The following is an 18,166-nucleotide window of genomic DNA, read 5'->3' on the forward strand; positions in this document are numbered from 1 at the left end:
TTTTCTTAGGTGTTTTGGATTAAAGAGTCTTGAAAAATGGGGGTCATTATAAAGGAATTTCATGGTATAGATAAGAGCGAACGCACAGCTCAGGCACGACAAAATCCCTTTCAGCGATGTTTTAACACATCATTTAACAAATTTATCCCCTCACAAGGACCGCCCGATAACATATGCTGGCATAAACAGGGCAACGGGTGAAACCGCTCATCCCAACTTTCGCATAATGATATTAAGGTGTAGCAGAATGAAACTTGATGTAAAAACCACCGCACTGGTGCTGATTGACTTACAACAAGGGATCTTACCTTTTGCCAAAGGCCCCTACACGGCAGCACAGATCATCGCGACCAACGCGCAATTGGCAGAACAGTTTCGCTTGCTGGATGCTCCGGTGGTTTTGGTGCGTGTGGGTTGGTCCGATTCCTTCGCCGAGGCACTAAAACAACCGGTAGATCAGCCAAGCCCTGCCCCCAAAGGCGGGTTGCCAGACTCATGGTGGACGTTCCCCGAACAACTCGCGGTGGCTGATCAAGATATCAAAATCACTAAACACCAGTGGGGCGCATTTTACGGCACAGATTTGGATTTACAATTGCGCCGGCGCGGCATCAAAACCATCGTATTGGCGGGGATTGCCACCAATATCGGTGTGGAGTCAACAGCTCGTGCAGCTTGGGAGCACGGTTATGAATTGGTGATTGCCGAAGACGGTTGCAGTACGGCGAGCAATGAGATGCAGCAGTTCGCATTTACGCATATTTTCCCACGGATATCCCGCGTGCGCAGTAGCCGCGAAATTCTTGCGGCCCTTAGCGCGTAACGCTATAACGTCAGTGCAGCTAACAACGCTGTAGCGCCAAGTAAGAAGGGTAAAAAATGTATATCGGACTGCCGCAATGGCAACACCCAACCTGGAACCGGCTGGGTATCAAGGATTTAGCTGACTATAGCCGCTACTTTAATTGTGTAGAGGGGAATACGACGTTTTATGCATTGCCACGGCTGGAGATCGTACAGCGCTGGCGCGATATGACGCCGGACAATTTCCGCTTTTGCTTTAAATTCCCCTCAACGATTAGCCATCAGTCTGCGTTGCGCGAATGTGAACTGGATCTACAGGCTTTTTATCACTGGTTGGCCCCATTGCATGAACGCATTGGTCAGTTGTGGTTACAGTTGCCCGCAGCCTTTGGGCCTAATGCGTTGAATCATCTGTGGCAATTTCTCGATAAATTGCCTGCTGGCTTCAATTATGGGGTCGAAGTACGCCATCCTGAGTTTTTTGCCAAAGGGGCCGCTGAGTTGGCGCTCAACCAAGGTTTGCACCAACGGTCAATCAATCGGGTGATATTAGATAGCCGCGCTATTCATGCAGCCAAACCGGCAACAACGGCAGTACGGGATGCGCAAAGCAAGAAACCCCGCCTCCCCGTACATGCCGTCGTCACTGGCAATCAGCCCTTAGTACGATTTATTGGTGGCGACCAAATGGATGATAATTTAGCGCTATTTTCGCCATGGTTACAAAGGCTGCCACAGTGGGAACAGCAATATCAGCCTTATTTATTCATTCATACCCCTGATAACAGTGATTCGCCGCAGCAAGCGCAAAAGATATGGCAACAGTTAGCAGCACGCATACCGACGCTAGCAACTGCTCCAGACTGGCCCGAACAAGCGACGTTGTTTTAACCTCATCTTTCCAAACACTAAACTGAACCTCAAGAAATGATAATCCAGCGATTTTTCTAGCGACAGTAACCCAACAGGCGGTTATCATTATTCAGCCAGTTATGGTTGGGCAATGGAGTTGAAAATGGTTAGCTCGCTTTATGTCGTGTTGGGCGCACTGTTATTGATAAAGCTTTCATTTGATGTGGTTAAATTGAGAAACCAGTACCGGGTCGCTTATGGCGACGGCGGCTTTTATGAATTACAAACTGCCATCCGGGTACATGGGAACGCCGTAGAATATATCCCTATTGCTGTTATTTTACTCATTATGATGGAGATGAACGGTGCTGAAACGTGGATGATCCATATCTGTGGATTAATGCTGATAATTGGCCGTCTGCTGCATTATTATGGCTTGCGCCATCGTGAAATTCGCTGGCGTCGCTCCGGGATGAGTGCCACCTACGTTTCGTTGGTATTAATGGTTATTGCTAATATTTACTATTTGCCTTGGGATCAGGTTTTCAGTCTGACCTGATCTGAATTGTCGCTTGATCCGTTACGAGAGTGACATCGCCGCAACACCGTTAGTTTGGGCGGCTGACTACCGCCTTCATGCCCATCTGCTCCCGTCACTCGTATTATCGCGCTGATCTACACAGATTTCTGTTATAATATGCGCCTTAAATTTCTTGTTAATGCCAATGACAGTCATGCCAAATCGCGACACTCAATCTCAAAACGACACACAGCGCCATCCGTCTGAGGCGATAGAGCCACAGCGTGACAGCCTGTTTGCAGCCCCTATTGCCCAGTTAGGTGACTGGACCTTCGACGAAAAGGTCGCTGAAGTATTTCCCGATATGATCCAGCGATCGGTCCCAGGTTACTCCAATATTATTTCGATGATAGGTATGTTGGCGCAACGTTTTGTGCAGCCTAACAGCCAGATTTATGATCTCGGCTGCTCGCTGGGTGCGGCGACACTGTCAATGCGCCGTAATATTAAGGCTGAGGGCTGCAAAATTATTGCCGTGGATAATTCGCCAGCAATGGTTGAACGTTGCCGCCGCCATCTGGATGCTTTCCGGGCGGAAACGCCGGTGGACGTCATAGAATCCGATATTCTGGATATTCAGCTAGAAAATGCCTCCATGGTGGTGCTGAACTTCACACTGCAATTCCTTGAACCCGCAGATCGCCAGCGGCTACTTAATCAAGTGTACCAAGGGTTACGCCCAGGAGGTGCCTTGGTATTATCCGAAAAATTCAATTTTGAAGATAACGATATTGGTGAATTGCTGTTCAATATGCACCTCGATTTTAAGCGCGCCAATGGCTACAGCGAACTGGAAATCAGTCAGAAACGCAGCATGCTGGAGAACGTCATGTTAACCGACTCGGTTGAAACCCATAAACAACGCTTGCATCAGGCGGGTTTTGAACACGCAGAAGTCTGGTTCCAATGCTTTAACTTTGGCTCGTTGATCGCGCTGAAAGCAGGAGAGGCGCAATGATTGAATTTGGCGATTTTTACCGGCTGATTGCCAAAGGCCCATTAAGTCCATGGTTAGATACCCTGCCCGCGCAGCTCAGTGCCTGGCAGCGGGAGTCGTTACACGGTAAGTTTAAAACTTGGTTTAACGCGGTAGAGCATTTGCCGTTACTTACACCGACCACATTGGATTTACGTGACGGTGTGCGAGCTGAGATGTCGCCCCTCCTTTCAGCCGGCCAGCGGGAAGGGATGGAGAATATGTTGCGCACTTTGATGCCGTGGCGCAAAGGCCCATTCTCTCTCTACGGGCTGGATATTGATACCGAGTGGCGTTCTGACTGGAAATGGCAACGCGTGTTACCCCATATCAGCCCACTGGCTGGTCGTAGCATTTTGGATGTCGGCTGCGGTAGTGGTTATCATTTGTGGCGCATGATTGGTGAAGGTGCCCACCTGGCTGTTGGCATCGACCCAATGCAACTGTTTTTATGCCAGTTCGAAGCTATTCGTAAACTGTTGGGGGGGGATCAGCGAGCGCATGTACTGCCGCTGGGTATTGAACAACTGCCGGAGCTGGCAGCTTTTGATACTGTGTTCTCAATGGGGGTGCTGTATCACCGCCGCTCACCTTTGGACCACCTTTATCAGCTCAAAAATCAGTTGGTCAACGACGGCGAACTGGTACTTGAGACCTTAGTCGTTGAAGGTGATAGCCAGCAGGTATTAGTCCCCGGTGACCGATATGCCCAGATGCGCAACGTTTATTTCATTCCATCAGCACCGGCGTTAAAAGCCTGGCTGGAAAAGTGCGGGTTTGTCGATGTCAGGATCGCTGATATGGCGCTGACCACCACCGATGAACAGCGCCGAACCGGCTGGATGACCAGCGAATCGTTAGCCGAATTCCTTGACCCACATGACCCAAGCAAAACGGTAGAAGGCTACCCTGCCCCTCTCAGAGCAGTATTAATCGCGCGTAAGCCATAATAAAACCGCCCCCGATTTAATCAGCCGGGGGCGGTGTACAACCGGTGAGCCAAGTACGCAGGATCTAGGCGCTTTGCGAAAGAGGTGCGCCCATCACTAACAGACTCTTCATCGCTTCCACAACGTCACCATCAACACAATAATGGGCAAACTCATCAGCATCGCTGTCGGCACACATTGTGACGCCCGCTTTGCGATATCTCATGGTCGATGGGGCAGCCCGCCCGGCAGAGCTGTGCAGCTCACGGATACCGGCATCGATAAACTTCTGCATATTCGTCAAGCGGACTCCCGCACCAGCCATAATCACCGGCCCGGAATCCTGGGTTGCAGCAAGCAAGTCCTTTAATAATGCCAGTCCCAGTTCAGCATTTGGCTGCTGGCCCGAAGTCAGAATTCGAGCCACTCTCAGGTCGGCCAATTGTTGTAAGGCAGTCATGGGGTTCTGGCACATATCAAATGCCCGGTGGAAAGTGACCGCCAACGGGCCGCTGATGGACATTATCTCCCGCATCCGTGGCATATCAATGTGGCCATCTTCATCCAGTACGCCAACCACTACCCCCGCAAATCCCATATCACGGATTCGCGCGATATCATTCTTGATGATTGCAAAGTCATTATTGCTATAACAGAAATCACCACCCCGTGGTCTTACGATAGGATGCACCGGAATAGTGACGGTTTCATTGGCTTGCATTAACATGCCAATGCTAGGTGTTAACCCCCCTTCGGACTGACCGCAGCATAATTCAATCCGGTCGGCTCCTGCCTTTTCTGCTATCTGCGCGCAATCAACGCTATAGCAACAAATTTCCAATATAGTCATTCTCTCTCCCGTTTGACGAACGCCACAGCGACAGTATCTATACCCTGCTGAGTTGCGGGCATATTAATAAGAATTAAATAATTCATCTATTGAATGAATAAATAGCCAAACCTCTCTCGAACTAAAACACAAACTAATAAATCATACTTAAGTGTTTACTATGGCACTCATTTTGAATCTATGAGTAGATGTCAGTCACAGTGATAACCATAAGTGAAAATCGCTATCGAAATAAATAACCCATTCACGTTAATCATTACGCTCACTGGCCACAATCTGGCGCAACGTATAGGGATGAAACTTAATAGTTATCTCACCATCACTCACCGCCAGTGTCGGGTTGGCTAAGCGCTCATGTTCCCCTTGTGGAGAACTGAATTTCTCGCTAATACCTTCCGGCAATGTGGCTGGCAATAAAGCACGGGCACGTGACCTCAAGGTATGTGGAGAACCAGGCAGGACTAGCTCGATATGCTCCCATCCCTGGTGCGGGTAATGGGTTTTCCCCGGATAGGGCAATTCCACGCAATCTATCAACCATGGCCCGACCACCAGTGGTTGAGCCAGATCAAACAGGCAAATGACTCGGTCATTAATGAGTGTCTCGGACATCAAATCACCACAATGGGCTAAGCCAGTGCGCCAACGTTGCGCGGTTTCGGTTTGGTGGCAACGCAGCGAAATATGGTCAGCGCTAAACTGCATTAAATCCAAATTCAATCTGGCGGCGAAGTTAGCCAATTTTTGCTCAAAATAGGGCAGGTCAGTTAATAAGTCCTGTAGCTCAACAATATCTTTCAGGCTGCGCATTCGGATCTCCTTTTGAATTGTTATTGCGTGCAGTAACGCGGCCATAATCTACCGTTATTACCGCTTATCAGCCATATTTAATCTAACCGTTCTGTTATTTCACATCCGCCATTGCTAATAAAATAACCGGTTAATCTATTTAGCCATGAGATTCACCACAACCATTGGCCTGATGCTGACGCCGAGGGTCAAATATGGTATAAATCCTGCCATATTGTGACTAACCATCCACCAAGCCACTCTGCCGCCCGTCAGTCTTTTGCGGTGCAAGGCTCAGGCTTTGTTTGAATTAACTGGCACAGAGATTCTCTTGTGCGTCATTAATCTGTCTTTTGTGCGTAATTAAGGTAACCCGGTGAATATTCAGGCTCTTCTCTCAGATAAAGTCAGCCAGGCGCTGATTGCAGCAGGTGCTCCAGCAGACAGCGAAGCTCAGGTTCGCCAATCTGCTAAAGCTCAATTTGGCGATTATCAAGCTAATGGCGTAATGGCCGTTGCCAAAAAACTTGGCATGCAACCGAGGCAGTTGGCGGAAAAAGTCATCGAGCTGCTTGATCTTTCAGGCATTGCCAGCAAAGTTGAGATTGCCGGCCCCGGTTTTATCAATATTTTTCTGGACCGCCAATGGGTTGCAGAAAAAGTAGAACATGCGCTGACGGCACCGAAACTCGGTGTTGCACCGGTAGAACCGCAAACTATCGTGGTTGACTACTCGGCACCCAACGTGGCTAAACAGATGCATGTTGGTCACCTGCGTTCGACCATCATCGGTGACGCAGCGGTGCGCACCTTAGAGTTCCTGGGCCACAATGTTATTCGCGCTAACCACGTGGGTGACTGGGGTACCCAATTCGGCATGTTGATCGCCTATTTGGAAAAAATGCAGAACGAAAATGCCAGTGATATGGGCTTATCGGATCTGGAGCTTTTCTATCAGCAAGCCAAAAAAACCTATGACGAAGATGAAGAGTTTGCCCAACGCGCCCGCGCCTATGTGGTAAAACTGCAAGGTGGTGACGAGTATTGCCGTCAGATGTGGCGCAAGTTGGTGGATATCACCATGGCGCAAAACCAGATTGCCTACGATCGGTTAAATGTCACACTGACCAAAGATGATGTGATGGGTGAAAGCCTGTATAACGCCATGTTGCCGGGTATTGTTGCTGATCTGAAAGCCAAAGGGCTGGCGGTGGAAAGCGAAGGGGCAACGGTGGTGTATCTGGATGAATATAAAAATAAAGATGGTGAGCCAATGGGCGTCATCATTCAGAAAAAGGATGGCGGTTACCTCTACACCACCACTGATATCGCTTGTGCCAAATATCGCTATGAAACCTTGGGCGCAGACCGCGTGCTGTATTACATCGATACCCGTCAGCACCAGCATCTGATGCAGGCCTGGACTATCGTTCGTAAAGCCGGTTATGTTCCTGAGTCAGTACCCCTTGAGCACCATATGTTTGGCATGATGCTGGGTAAAGACGGTAAACCGTTTAAGACGCGCTCCGGCGGTACAGTGAAGCTTGCCGATTTACTGGATGAAGCTATTGAGCGTGCTGGTAAATTGATTGCCGAGAAAAACCCCGATATGCCCGCAGATGAGCTGAAGCAGGTGGTGGACGCCGTTGGTATTGGTGCAGTGAAATATGCCGACTTGTCTAAGAGCCGCACCACTGACTATATCTTCGACTGGGATAACATGCTGGCACTGGACGGTAACACTGCGCCTTATATGCAATATGCTTATACCCGCGTGGTTTCAGTCTTTAAACGTGCCGGTATTGATGAAAGCAACCTGACATTGCCATTGGTTATCACTGAAGACCGTGAGGCGGCACTGGCTACCCGCCTGTTGCAGTTTGAAGAGGTCATCACCACGGTGGCCCGTGAAGGCACACCACATGTGATGTGTTCATACCTGTATGATTTAGCAGGCTTGTTCTCCAGCTTCTACGAACACTGCCAGATCCTGAATGCAGAAAGTGAAGAAATCCGCCAAAGCCGCCTGAAACTGGCGATGCTAACAGCAAAAACACTGAAACAAGGTCTGGATACTTTAGGTATTCAAACGGTAGAACGGATGTAATTGGTGGCGACATCAACTCTCGTCGCCCTGCCAAATACAGGGTGAAAGTGAGTCGTATCTCAGTGAAAAAGGCACCCTCTGGTGCCTTTGTTATAATACGAACCAACAGATTAAATCACCGACTGCTAATTACTTTCAGGGACGTCAGGCATAATATGCTCACCGCTTGAATAATTAAAAATTCCGCCCTGAACATTGTTATCCTTGTTAGTATTATAGGGGGTGCGTATCAGTAACTTTTTCCCTGAAGCTGAATCAGAGATAGTGCCTCGGGCAACACCCAGTATAGTAGATGCAAGATTAAATCCACCACCACCTTGATGATAGCTATTACTTATATTCCCAACGTGCAGTTCTTTGATATTAGCAATAACTTCATTCTCCGTGTTATTTATTTGAGCGGCTATCAATGTCGTTTTTCCTAGCACCTTAATATCAGCCATTTTTTGCGCAAAAATGCCTGACACATGATCGATGGCATCATTTTTAACTATATTGACATCTAAATTAGCATGACCGGCTAATCCTGCAGGGCCGGTTAATCCCGATTTAAATTTATCGCCAAGAAAACGGGCCGTCTTATCTGCAAGGTTTTGTGATTGAGTTTTGCTTGATAGTGGCGGCAATGCTACAGTTTGCTTATCTTTGCTAAAACTAACCCCTCCCATGGTATCTTTGGGTGGAAATCTTTTATTATACGCCGCACCTGTCTTGTTAATCCCTCTGGTTAATATATCCTTAATCTGCCCCTCAAAACGCTTGGTGCCGATTTTCGATATATTGCTGACCACACTGCTACTTTTATCATTTGTATGACTCAGGGCAAAATTGACCAATACCTTAGTGATATCTTGTTTATCTTTCTGGCTTTCTATATGGAGATCACCGCCAACATCAACCAGTGCGATATCAGTCGAGACATCAGCACCGACCATGCGGGTATCTTTATGACTTTTGAGTGTGAAAGTGTCCGTCTTTATATGGGTGTTTTGGTGCTCAACGATATCTTGCTTATCGATACCCACTTTTATTCCTGCACCAGTATAATGGCTTTTACTACCACTACTTTTGTCAATAAGACCATCGCTATCTTTATTAAATTTACTGGTTAGCACTAAGTCGGCGTTAATATCAAAGTTCCAATTGTCTTTTGGTAAAATAGTTAACGAAGACTCCATAAATATGCCTCCTTTATTGGCACTGACATCTACTTTTTTTGCATCAACCTGTAGCCCTTGAGTATAAATAGCCTGATTATCATCGCTACCCGCTTGTAATGAAAGCACCCCGGCACTGTATATCTTCATTCCTTTACGGACCACTCTGGATTCATTGACTTTATCTGCATTACCATCACCGCCAATGAAACCCATTTTGCTGCTATCAGTCACAGAAGCGGAGACCTTGCCCCCAACTCTGATATTCCCACCGGCTTTAAGACCATTATTAGCACTGTCTGACAGCGAGGCCCCTAATATTAATTTTTGGCCTGCCATCATCTGAACATTGCCAACCTTGGCTTTTTCATTACCTATTTCAGTCCCGATGAGAGTAATGTTAGCCGCGTCAAAAATGACATCATGCCGTGCATTAATTTGACTCACTTTTGCATTAGACTCATGATCATCATTCTTTTGGTAACCTCCCCCCAAATCAAGGCGTAACTCTTTAGACCCCATACCACCGCCCAGTGTTAACTTGCCTTTCCCATGAGTGCCTGTGGCGTTATTACTGCGGCTATCAATGACCTGATCAAAATATATATCCCCACCAGATTTAATATGCCCCCCTCCTTGCTCAGAAGAGAACTCAGTCGCTTGATAATAAGCATTGCCGATTGTTTTAATCAGAATATGACTACCCGCCTTAATAGATGAGGGTAACAACATGCTACTAGCATTATTTTTTTTAGATGTCTCGGCTGCACCCGATAATACAACTTTTATATCTTTACCCGTCATGGTTGATACCCGAATCGCGCCCTCACCTTTCTCACCATCAACCTCTGACTGACTTGAATTTATTGCTGTATGACTGAAATGATGGCCTGCATCCAAACTAAACAGCCCGCCTTCCTTATTAAGACCCTTGGCATGATACTGCGTCCCATCATCGATGATATTTTCTCTTGCCAGTAAAGTAATATCTGCAGCGGCTATTTCAGTTACTGAAGCCAATGAACTGAGACCTGATTTAGTCGTCTTACCACCACTGGCATAGATATCTACACCAGCATTAGGATCTGAAATTCCTTTGATACTCCCTGTGCCCCCCAAATGATGAAGCACATTCGCCGGGTCCTTTATGATTTTTTCTATTTGCCGGGTATATTTACTGTAATTAATATTAAAACCTAACCCCGATTTAATTTCTTTCTCTGTACTGTTACTGATGGTTTTATCATTGCTTGCCATATGATAGATATTTTTTGCACTTTCTTGATATTTCCCATTAACCTGATGCTGAGCACCTTGATGAGTTATATCCTCTCCAGCGGTAATTAACATGTTACCATTAATGTCAGTCTTTGAGGCAATACTGGTGTTGGTCATCTTATGGTGTTCATAATAACTATATTTACCCTCAACACCACTACCAAACATATCTATTCCACCATCATAATGTGCACCGCCAGAGTAAATCGTGCGTTCTTTATCTGTCAGATGGGAATCAATCGCCGCCAGAAATTGAATCCCCTCTTTAGCCGACAACGCTAAATCCCCCTGATTTGTTTTTATCGCAGTACCGTAAAACCTAATGTCTTTATCTGCATTAATATTAATTTTATTTGCCGTTAATGTAGCGAAATGTCTCTTTGTCTTACTATTTTTTTCTTTGTTATTAACATGTTTAATTTCAAATCCTGCCCGAAATTGCTTATCTTTCTGTTTGTTAGCAAACCACTCCCAGCTAAGGCGACTATTTTCTTCATCACTCTGCTGTTGTTGGCGAGCTGCTGTGACAACAAAATTACCCTTGGCATCAACGCCTAATGCCCCGCCAGTATTAACCAGTGCACCATCAATAAAGACATTATTTGAGTCTAAAACAACGCTGCCCCCGGATATTATTTCAGTATCAACAAAACGCTCATTGCTGTTTTCCTTATTGCTAGAATCAGTAATGATATTAAATGCACCACCGGTTTTTTTGTTATGATATTCTGTTATTTTATTAAGCACTCCCGCCAAAATCAGATCGCCTGCCGCTTTAATCGACGTGTCATTTAACGCATTAACTTTACTAGCAACAATAGAAACATTTTCTTTGGCATTGATATAAACATTGCCGCCAGATAATTCTGACGGCTTATGGATATAAGTATGTTTTTTATCTAAATCTTTTTCACTGCCACCTAACGCGTCCCATTGAGTAAAGCCCGTATAATTCACTTTGGAATCTTCAATTTTTTGTGGATTCACACTAATATTATTGCCACTATTTAACTTAAGATGCCCCCCCCATCGACATTAACTTTCACGCCAGCAACATTGATGTCTCGCCCAGCCTTCAACTCAGTATTTCCATTAGCATATATGTTTGCTTTACCTAAATTCTCAAATGTAATCAATTCTCTTTTATTGCCATTTTTTAGATCCGAACCAAAACTCTTCATTACAACCAATTTATCAGTCGTTTCCTTGCCAATATTCCCGCTGATAAGTAAATCACGACTTGCATCCAATTTTACCCCATCAAAACTTCGCAGAGTCGCCCCTTTTATAACCAAATCACCATCAGTAGCCTCAATATTTAAACTACTGTCACCGAGTATTACACTCTCGTCAAATTTCTTCACACTTTGAGTATACTCGGTGATTTTATCACCAAGACCATCACCCTGTTTGTCTGAATCTATAATGGTTTTCTTTTCGCGTGCTGAACCTTCTATTATTACTGTAGAACCTTTGACCAATATGTCACTTGCTCTAATTTGAACACTGGTTAGTTGGGTTTTATCGCTAGCGATAATATTGACATCACCGCCGTCCACAGAAATAGTTTTAACTACTTGATTCGGTTCTTGTAAGGTTGAAGAGTCTTTAGCCATGATTACATTCTTGGCGTGTAGATCAATAGTCCCTCCCTTTACCACATCGCTTTGTAGCCAGATTGTGCCTGCTGCATTTATATTTAATTCCTCCTGAGCCGTGATATCGCCCCTCAACGCCACACCACTCCCTTTACGGGTATCGATGAGTTGAATACGATTTGCCGCAATACTGCCAAGGTAATATCCGTCAATCATCGTCTTGCTGGCGTCACCAGCATCAGAGTCGAGCACTACATTTTGGCTAGAAACCGTGTTTTGCCCAACAATAACATTTATATCCTTAGTTGCCCGAATATCACTGTGAGCATCGAGAGTCGGGGTGATTAACGTCAATACAGTCGCCAGATCGGCGGCTGCGGTGTTCTTTATTGTCATTCTTTGTGTATTATTTGAAGTATCAAATTGCTGTAATACCCCGTCATTCACCACAGACTGTCCCACCACCAGGGTTACCTGATTGAAATTAGGGTCAAAGCTACAGCCATCACAACTAATACCATTCGGATTTGCCAGAATGTAGTCAGCGGCCATACCAACAACTTGCTGTTGCCCCAGTAACAGCGAGGCATTACGACCAACCACCTCATTTAGAATCAAGCTGGCGGCTTTGTCTTGCAGATTAGGGTTGGCACTGAGTTGCCCCGCATTTGAATTAATACTTTCCAATGAGTTATTAAATACCATACCTTCATGACCCACACTGAACTCCTCATACTGATTGTGAGACATTCCCGATGCCGAAGGTGGGGTGATATCAATCACGGTCACACCATTAGTGGCAACATGAATATCAGGACTATGTGCCCCCGCTGTTGCTGCCAGACTCGACTCCGCTGCGTGAATAACAGAGATAGGCGTTAGCATCATCGCCAATAGAACGGTTAATTTACCTGCTGGCGAAAGTTTAAACTCTTTTTTCCCCATGAATTATTATCCTTATTAATCTGTTTTGTATTAAAATTAAAATGCGTAACTTAGCCGCCCTAATATCTGGACGGGTTCTTTACGAGTTGAACGCTCTGATAACAGCCAACCACGACTTACCTCGGCATCAAGACTTACCTTTTTGTAGTAAAACCCGACACCGGCACTCAAGCCTGCACTGCTTTGCCAACCTTGTTTATTATCACGTTGCAATACTCGCCCAACATCTATGCCCACACGGGGTATAAAGGTTAAATTAGCGCTCGATATATGCCGTGAAAGTGTATTTTTGATATACCAACCTAAGTGCCCTTTACTGGCTTCTCGGCTAAATCCGCGAATAGCATTACGTTCTGTTATGCTGAACTTCTCCGAGTTGGGCAATTGACCATAACTATATTGCCCGGATAAAATACTGTTTAGTTGATACCGGGAATTAAGAACCATAAATCCGTAATTTAAATTAAAGTTGACACCTCCTTTTGTGAATTTATTATCTATTTTAAACGCATTTTTATTACCACGAGTTTTATCATCACCAAACCATGGCATACCTTTTTCGATATAAGTATTAATATTAATTATTCTTGCGGGCTTGATGAAAAATTGGTTTAAACCAAGTTTCAGTGTAGTAAATTGATAACTACTTACCTCGATTTTCTTATCATTAAGATGGGTATTTGTTTTCTTATTTTTTAACTGCACACTGAGTGTGTTTATCTTGTTCTTGCTGCGTTCGAATGTATATTCAGAGCGAAAATTAACGTCTCTTACATTCCCATGAAACTTAACCCTATTATAAGTCAGTGTTTCATAACGCCTATATTGCATTTGGTTAATAAAGGCACTGAATGTAAATGCGCCATAAGGGATTGAATAAGATATTGTTGTTTCATTTTTATAACGCACTCTCTCGTTATCTAATGTTTTATTCAGACTAACACTGATCACATCTGACAGCCCGAGTGGGCTATCCAGAGTAAAAGACATCTTTTTCTTCCACTCATCAATATTTTTATAACCATAATTATCAATTGAACCTGATAAATGCCATGGCATAGCCTGTTTGTTTTTTATCAGAATAATTGAGTTATTCTCGTTACTGCCTGGTAATATATCCAGCGTAACTTGGTTAGATTGCAATCTGTTGGCCTGGTCTATGGCTTGATCAAGTTGTGATATTTGGATGGGGTTACCCACCACGCCAGGAAATAACATGTTGTAATGTGTGCGTTTATCCCCACCGGTAATTTTTTCAACAATACCTTCGGTCACCCGCAGTCCAAGCTGTCCCTGCGCATTTATGGGGATAAATCTGACACGCGCGGCAATATAGCCTTTTTTTATATACTCGTTAGTGATGTCTTTGGCCAGAGCGTTAATGTCATTATTTGTAATACAGTTGCTTTTGACATTAATGAGTCGCTCTATCTCCTTTAATGAGATAAGTGTATTTCCTTGAACAAAGAGACCTGATATTGCCAAACACTGTTTTCTTTTATCATTCCCGGTCAAATCAGTCTTATCTGCATGAGCAATATTACATGTAAAGAAAGCGATTAAAATAGATAACCGTAAAATATGCATTTATCAAATACCTTGAATACGCACTTCAACTATTTCATATACATAGAGACGAGTAAATTCACGGATAGTGAAAGGTCAATATGGACGATTTTATTTAAATTGGTGCACATGTCAGCACCCATTCAAAATACATAATGCCCTAACCCAATAAAGTACATGATAAGCTAATGAAATGATTTTTAATGATTAGTAATGCAATTAGTCGATTTGGTTGTATTTATTTAATAGAAATAAAAATTGTATTATGCAAAGCAATGAATGTAAGGTATTAAAACATAAAAAAAGCCCCAATAAATTATCGGGGCTTTCGCTAAACTATTTATTTAACATATAATTATATTTTGATTGATTGACTCAAGACGTTCTCCGGGCAAAATCCCGAATTTTAAATCCGAGTAACGCCAGCGCGGCAAAGTAGGCAATCACCCCTGCGGCAACGACAGCAGACAACCGTAACAAGCGATAGGCCATCCCTCCCACATCCCACGCAGGCATCACCCAGAGCAGCCCCAGTAACACAGCCGACATCACCACTACACCGATAACCAACTTAGTCAGGAACACAGCCCAACCCGGTTGTGGCTGGAATATTTTCTGCTTGCGTAACTGCCAATATAACAAGCTAGCATTAAGGCAGGCCCCCAAACCGATAGAGAGTGATAACCCTGCATGCTTGAGCGGCCCAATGAATATCAGGTTCATCACCTGAGTCAATATCAGTGTGATAATGGCAATTTTTACCGGTGTTTTAATGTTCTGGCGCGAGTAAAAGCCAGGAGCCAGCACTTTCACCACAATAAGCCCCATTAAACCAATGGAATAAGCCACTAACGCTCGTTGCGTCATTGCTGCATCAAAAGCACTGAATTTACCGTACTGGAACAATGACACCACCAGCGGTTTAGCTAAAATCCCTAATGCGACAGCACTGGGTAACGCCAGTAGGAAACATAAACGCAAGCCCCAATCCATCAACCTGGAGTATTCATCATGATTGCCACTGGAGAAACTTTTTGCCAGTGAGGGCAATAAAATAGTGCCTAGTGCTACACCCAGCACACCTGATGGAAACTCCATCAAACGGTCAGCGTAGTACATCCAGGAAACGGAGCCTGACACTAAAAATGAAGCAAAAATGGTATTAATAATCAAAGAAATTTGGCTGACTGACACACCAAGGATCGCCGGCCCCATTTGGCGCATAACTCGCCAGACACCTGCATCTCGCAGTGATAACCGCGGCAGCACCAACATGCCAATCTTCTTCAGATGAGGGAGTTGATAGCCTAATTGCAGCACCCCGCCAACCACCACCGCCCAGGCCAGAGCCATTACCGGTGGATTGAAGTAGGGAGCAGCAAACAGCGCAAAACCTATCATGCTGATATTAAGGAAGGTGGGTGCAAAGGCAGGAATAGAAAAACGATTCCAAGTATTAAGGATAGCCCCCACTAAAGAGGCCAGCGAAATCAGCAAGATATAGGGGAAAGTCACGCGTAGCAACGCGGAGGTTAACGCAAACTTATCCGGTGTATCAGTAAAACCAGGGGCAGTAATAAAAATCACCCAAGGTGCGGCTAACATCCCCAATACGGTTACGACGGCCAGTATCAGCGTTAACAGACCAGAGACGTAAGCAATGAAAGTCCGCGTTGCCTCTTCACCTTGCTGACTTTTATATTCAGCCAGTATGGGGACAAAAGCCTGTGAGAATGCCCCTTCAGCGAATATACGCCGCAATAAGTTAGGCAATTTAAACGCCACAAAGAAGGCATCCGTTGCCATCCCGGCACCAAAAACCCGCGCCACTATCGCATCACGGGCAAAGCCCAATACGCGGGAAAACATGGTCATGGAACTGACGGCTGCCAGTGATTTCAGTAGATTCATAGGTTGTCTGATATGGGGTTCTGATCTGTTTTCCGATCTATTTTTTAATACGTCGTAAATATCAACGCCTGCATTAGCAGGCGTTGCTTCTACCCAATTGTTGAGGTGCCAAAATTAAGGTGCCCCTGAAACGGTTTGAACACAGCCGCCAGTCTACGTATCCGGCGATGAATATCCATCGCAAGGTGTAACAAATTACTGACTTAGCCCGCTTTTTGTACCGTAATGCTCTGCATTACCGACTTATTGAACAGTACCCTGCGATATAATTTGTTCTATCATCCGTTGTGCATAAATAGCCTGGTCGCCCGAAACTTGTGGTGCCGTTTGGTTGCTTACTGCATCAATAAAATGCTGCACTGCTCCAGTAAAGCCACGCTGATCTAACGTGGTTTGCCAACTGGGTGCAGGCAAACTTAGCACCTGCCCATCAGACTCCTGCTGCCAATGGCTCATGTTGTTTATCTGGTAGCAGGCTCCGGTACTAACTGCTTGCACACTTTCGCGCTGTGTCCCTGCCTGGCGGTGCATACTGGTGGTTATCAGACCATTCCCCGCTTGGAAATGGTGTTCTGCATACAACATCTGCCCCAGAGCATTTGTCTGAACCGTTCCACTCAGGAGCCTTGCCGCCTCGCCACCAAGCCACAGTGCGGTATCCACCACATGCAGATAATCATCAAGCAAGGTAAAGCGCAGATCATTCGGCCCCACACTGTTCTGGCGATGTTTCTCCATCCGCAGCGATGCCGGGTGGATGACTTGTTGTTTAAGCTGCTGGTAGAGCGGAGCAAAACGTCGATTAAACCCGACCATCAGTGCCAAACGCCGTTTCGCGGCCAGCGCTATCAATTGTTCTGATTGCTCAAGTGTTTCGGCCAACGGCTTATCGACATAAACATGAATCCCTGCCTGCAACAGTTCACTTACCACTTTAAAATGGCTGGCAGTACTGCTGTGAACAAAAATAGCATCGCATTCAGCAGCTAACGTATCTAATCGAGAAAAATAGCGCATACGATAGCTGTCACACAGGGGTTGCGCTTTGACTTGATTGGGGGAGAACGCACCAACCAGTTGCCAGTCCCGTGCTTGAGTCAAGATAGGTAAATAGGCTTTCTGCGCAATACCGCCCAAGCCGACAATACCAATACGTAGCTTTTCCATAGGATCCTTATTAATCATCCAACTGAATCAATACTTCATCCAGCCGACGTGTCAGTGCGATCACTTGCCGTTCAAGTTGGGCAACTCTTTCCTCAAGGGCGCTGCTTTCCCCCTCAGCATTCTCTGCTATTGCTGATGCCGGGGCCACATCACCACTAAAAAGATGCATAAAACGGCTTTCACGTTTACCCGGCTCACGGGCCAAACGCACCACAAATGGCCCATCTTCGCGGATTGCCAGTTGGTTTAATACCTCTTCCGTTTCAGTAACATCAGCAAACTCATACATCCGGTTAGTACGGGTACGCAACTCTCCAGGTGTTTGTGCACCACGCAATAATAGCGTGGTAATCACCGCCAACTCAGCGGATGAGAACTTTAGGTTGCCAAATTCTGAATTGCAAAAGCGGTGCTCGTACTTCATTACTCGGTTACCGCTCTGGGTGCGGATAAGGTGTTTTTTGAGCAAGAAATCCAGTGTCTGCTGGACTTCTGAGTCAGATAACTCCATCACCGGTTCACGGTTGGTTTTCTGATTACAGGCGACGGTCACGCCATTGAGCGACATCGGATATTGCTCCGGTGTTGTCACTTGTTTTTCTAGCAAACAGCCAATAACTCTGGCTTCCAGTGCGTTTAAACTGTGTTTCATCCTGA

General features: G+C 45.4%; 14 protein-coding genes. 6 read left to right on the top strand and 8 right to left on the bottom strand.

All coding sequences use genetic code 11. The features are described from left to right. Positions 1-247: 247 nt before the first annotated feature. The 5 genes from EL015_RS11660 to cmoB all read left to right on the top strand — a co-directional run bounded on the left by EL015_RS11660 (position 248) and on the right by cmoB (position 4,162). Positions 248-823 (top strand): hydrolase, encoded by a 576-nt coding sequence (locus tag EL015_RS11660; protein WP_005185232.1) that lies wholly within the window; start codon positions 248-250, stop codon positions 821-823. 56 nt (positions 824-879) lie between these two features. After that, positions 880-1,695 carry a DUF72 domain-containing protein gene (locus tag EL015_RS11665; protein WP_005185231.1) on the top strand — a complete coding sequence of 272 codons (816 nt, stop codon included), beginning with the start codon at positions 880-882 and terminating at the stop codon, positions 1,693-1,695. 124 nt (positions 1,696-1,819) lie between these two features. Further along, a complete protein-coding gene (locus EL015_RS11670; protein ID WP_032906334.1) occupies positions 1,820-2,215 on the top strand; it encodes an MAPEG family protein in 396 nt (131 codons plus the stop codon). Positions 2,216-2,390: 175 nt separating this feature from the next. Beyond that, complete coding sequence (gene cmoA / locus EL015_RS11675; RefSeq protein ID WP_032906332.1) at positions 2,391-3,194, top strand: carboxy-S-adenosyl-L-methionine synthase CmoA; 804 nt, start codon at positions 2,391-2,393, stop codon at positions 3,192-3,194. Further along, positions 3,191-4,162 carry a tRNA 5-methoxyuridine(34)/uridine 5-oxyacetic acid(34) synthase CmoB gene (cmoB, locus tag EL015_RS11680; protein ID WP_032906329.1) on the top strand — a complete coding sequence of 324 codons (972 nt, stop codon included), beginning with the start codon at positions 3,191-3,193 and terminating at the stop codon, positions 4,160-4,162. Before cmoA ends, cmoB begins: the two co-directional genes overlap by 4 nt. A 64-nt stretch (positions 4,163-4,226) precedes the next feature. Here the strand turns inward: cmoB and cutC are convergent, their stop codons facing one another. Together cutC and EL015_RS11690 are read right to left on the bottom strand one after the other, a co-directional pair. Continuing rightward, entirely contained in the window at positions 4,227-4,991 is a 765-nt protein-coding gene (gene cutC, locus EL015_RS11685; protein WP_032906326.1) for a copper homeostasis protein CutC, read from the bottom strand. 249 nt (positions 4,992-5,240) lie between these two features. Next, on the bottom strand, positions 5,241-5,801 hold the full coding sequence (locus EL015_RS11690; RefSeq protein ID WP_032906324.1) for a VOC family protein: 561 nt from the start codon (positions 5,799-5,801) through the stop codon (positions 5,241-5,243). A gap of 355 nt (positions 5,802-6,156) precedes the next feature. Between EL015_RS11690 and argS the strand changes: the two genes are divergently transcribed. Beyond that, positions 6,157-7,887, top strand: coding sequence for an arginine--tRNA ligase (gene argS / locus EL015_RS11695; RefSeq protein WP_005185210.1), 1,731 nt, complete (start codon positions 6,157-6,159; stop codon positions 7,885-7,887). A 125-nt stretch (positions 7,888-8,012) separates the two neighbouring features. Here the strand turns inward: argS and EL015_RS11700 are convergent, their stop codons facing one another. From EL015_RS11700 to EL015_RS11725, 6 genes are all read right to left on the bottom strand, one after another. Next, the gene (locus EL015_RS11700; protein WP_005185207.1) at positions 8,013-11,309 is read right to left on the bottom strand and encodes a hemagglutinin repeat-containing protein; all 3,297 of its coding nucleotides are present in this window, start codon (positions 11,307-11,309) and stop codon (positions 8,013-8,015) included. A gap of 20 nt (positions 11,310-11,329) precedes the next feature. Beyond that, complete coding sequence (locus tag EL015_RS11705) at positions 11,330-12,865, bottom strand: two-partner secretion domain-containing protein (RefSeq protein ID WP_005185204.1); 1,536 nt, start codon at positions 12,863-12,865, stop codon at positions 11,330-11,332. A gap of 36 nt (positions 12,866-12,901) precedes the next feature. After that, entirely contained in the window at positions 12,902-14,452 is a 1,551-nt protein-coding gene (locus EL015_RS11710; RefSeq protein WP_005185201.1) for a ShlB/FhaC/HecB family hemolysin secretion/activation protein, read from the bottom strand. Between the two features lie 354 nt (positions 14,453-14,806). Beyond that, positions 14,807-16,342 carry a murein biosynthesis integral membrane protein MurJ gene (murJ, locus tag EL015_RS11715; RefSeq protein WP_005185199.1) on the bottom strand — a complete coding sequence of 512 codons (1,536 nt, stop codon included), beginning with the start codon at positions 16,340-16,342 and terminating at the stop codon, positions 14,807-14,809. A 243-nt stretch (positions 16,343-16,585) separates the two neighbouring features. Beyond that, positions 16,586-17,527, bottom strand: coding sequence for a Gfo/Idh/MocA family protein (locus tag EL015_RS11720; protein WP_032906322.1), 942 nt, complete (start codon positions 17,525-17,527; stop codon positions 16,586-16,588). Beyond that, positions 17,520-18,161 carry a YceH family protein gene (locus EL015_RS11725; protein ID WP_005185195.1) on the bottom strand — a complete coding sequence of 214 codons (642 nt, stop codon included), beginning with the start codon at positions 18,159-18,161 and terminating at the stop codon, positions 17,520-17,522. The genes EL015_RS11720 and EL015_RS11725 overlap by 8 nt, the downstream gene beginning before the upstream one ends. Between the last annotated feature and the right edge of the window lie 5 nt (positions 18,162-18,166).

This window comes from Yersinia intermedia, from assembly GCF_900635455.1.
Taxonomy (GTDB): domain Bacteria; phylum Pseudomonadota; class Gammaproteobacteria; order Enterobacterales; family Enterobacteriaceae; genus Yersinia; species Yersinia intermedia.

Bases quoted from the DNA above. Each gene is read 5' to 3' on its own strand.
- EL015_RS11660 (WP_005185232.1), top strand. From the start codon at position 248: ATGAAACTTGATGTAAAAACCACCGCACTGGTGCTGATTGACTTACAA.
- EL015_RS11665 (WP_005185231.1), top strand. From the start codon at position 880: ATGTATATCGGACTGCCGCAATGGCAACACCCAACCTGGAACCGGCTG.
- EL015_RS11670 (WP_032906334.1), top strand. From the start codon at position 1,820: ATGGTTAGCTCGCTTTATGTCGTGTTGGGCGCACTGTTATTGATAAAG.
- cmoA (WP_032906332.1), top strand. From the start codon at position 2,391: ATGCCAAATCGCGACACTCAATCTCAAAACGACACACAGCGCCATCCG.
- cmoB (WP_032906329.1), top strand. From the start codon at position 3,191: ATGATTGAATTTGGCGATTTTTACCGGCTGATTGCCAAAGGCCCATTA.
- cutC (WP_032906326.1), bottom strand. From the start codon at position 4,991: ATGACTATATTGGAAATTTGTTGCTATAGCGTTGATTGCGCGCAGATA.
- EL015_RS11690 (WP_032906324.1), bottom strand. From the start codon at position 5,801: ATGCGCAGCCTGAAAGATATTGTTGAGCTACAGGACTTATTAACTGAC.
- EL015_RS11705 (WP_005185204.1), bottom strand. From the start codon at position 12,865: ATGGGGAAAAAAGAGTTTAAACTTTCGCCAGCAGGTAAATTAACCGTT.
- EL015_RS11710 (WP_005185201.1), bottom strand. From the start codon at position 14,452: ATGCATATTTTACGGTTATCTATTTTAATCGCTTTCTTTACATGTAAT.
- murJ (WP_005185199.1), bottom strand. From the start codon at position 16,342: ATGAATCTACTGAAATCACTGGCAGCCGTCAGTTCCATGACCATGTTT.
- EL015_RS11720 (WP_032906322.1), bottom strand. From the start codon at position 17,527: ATGATTAATAAGGATCCTATGGAAAAGCTACGTATTGGTATTGTCGGC.
- EL015_RS11725 (WP_005185195.1), bottom strand. From the start codon at position 18,161: ATGAAACACAGTTTAAACGCACTGGAAGCCAGAGTTATTGGCTGTTTG.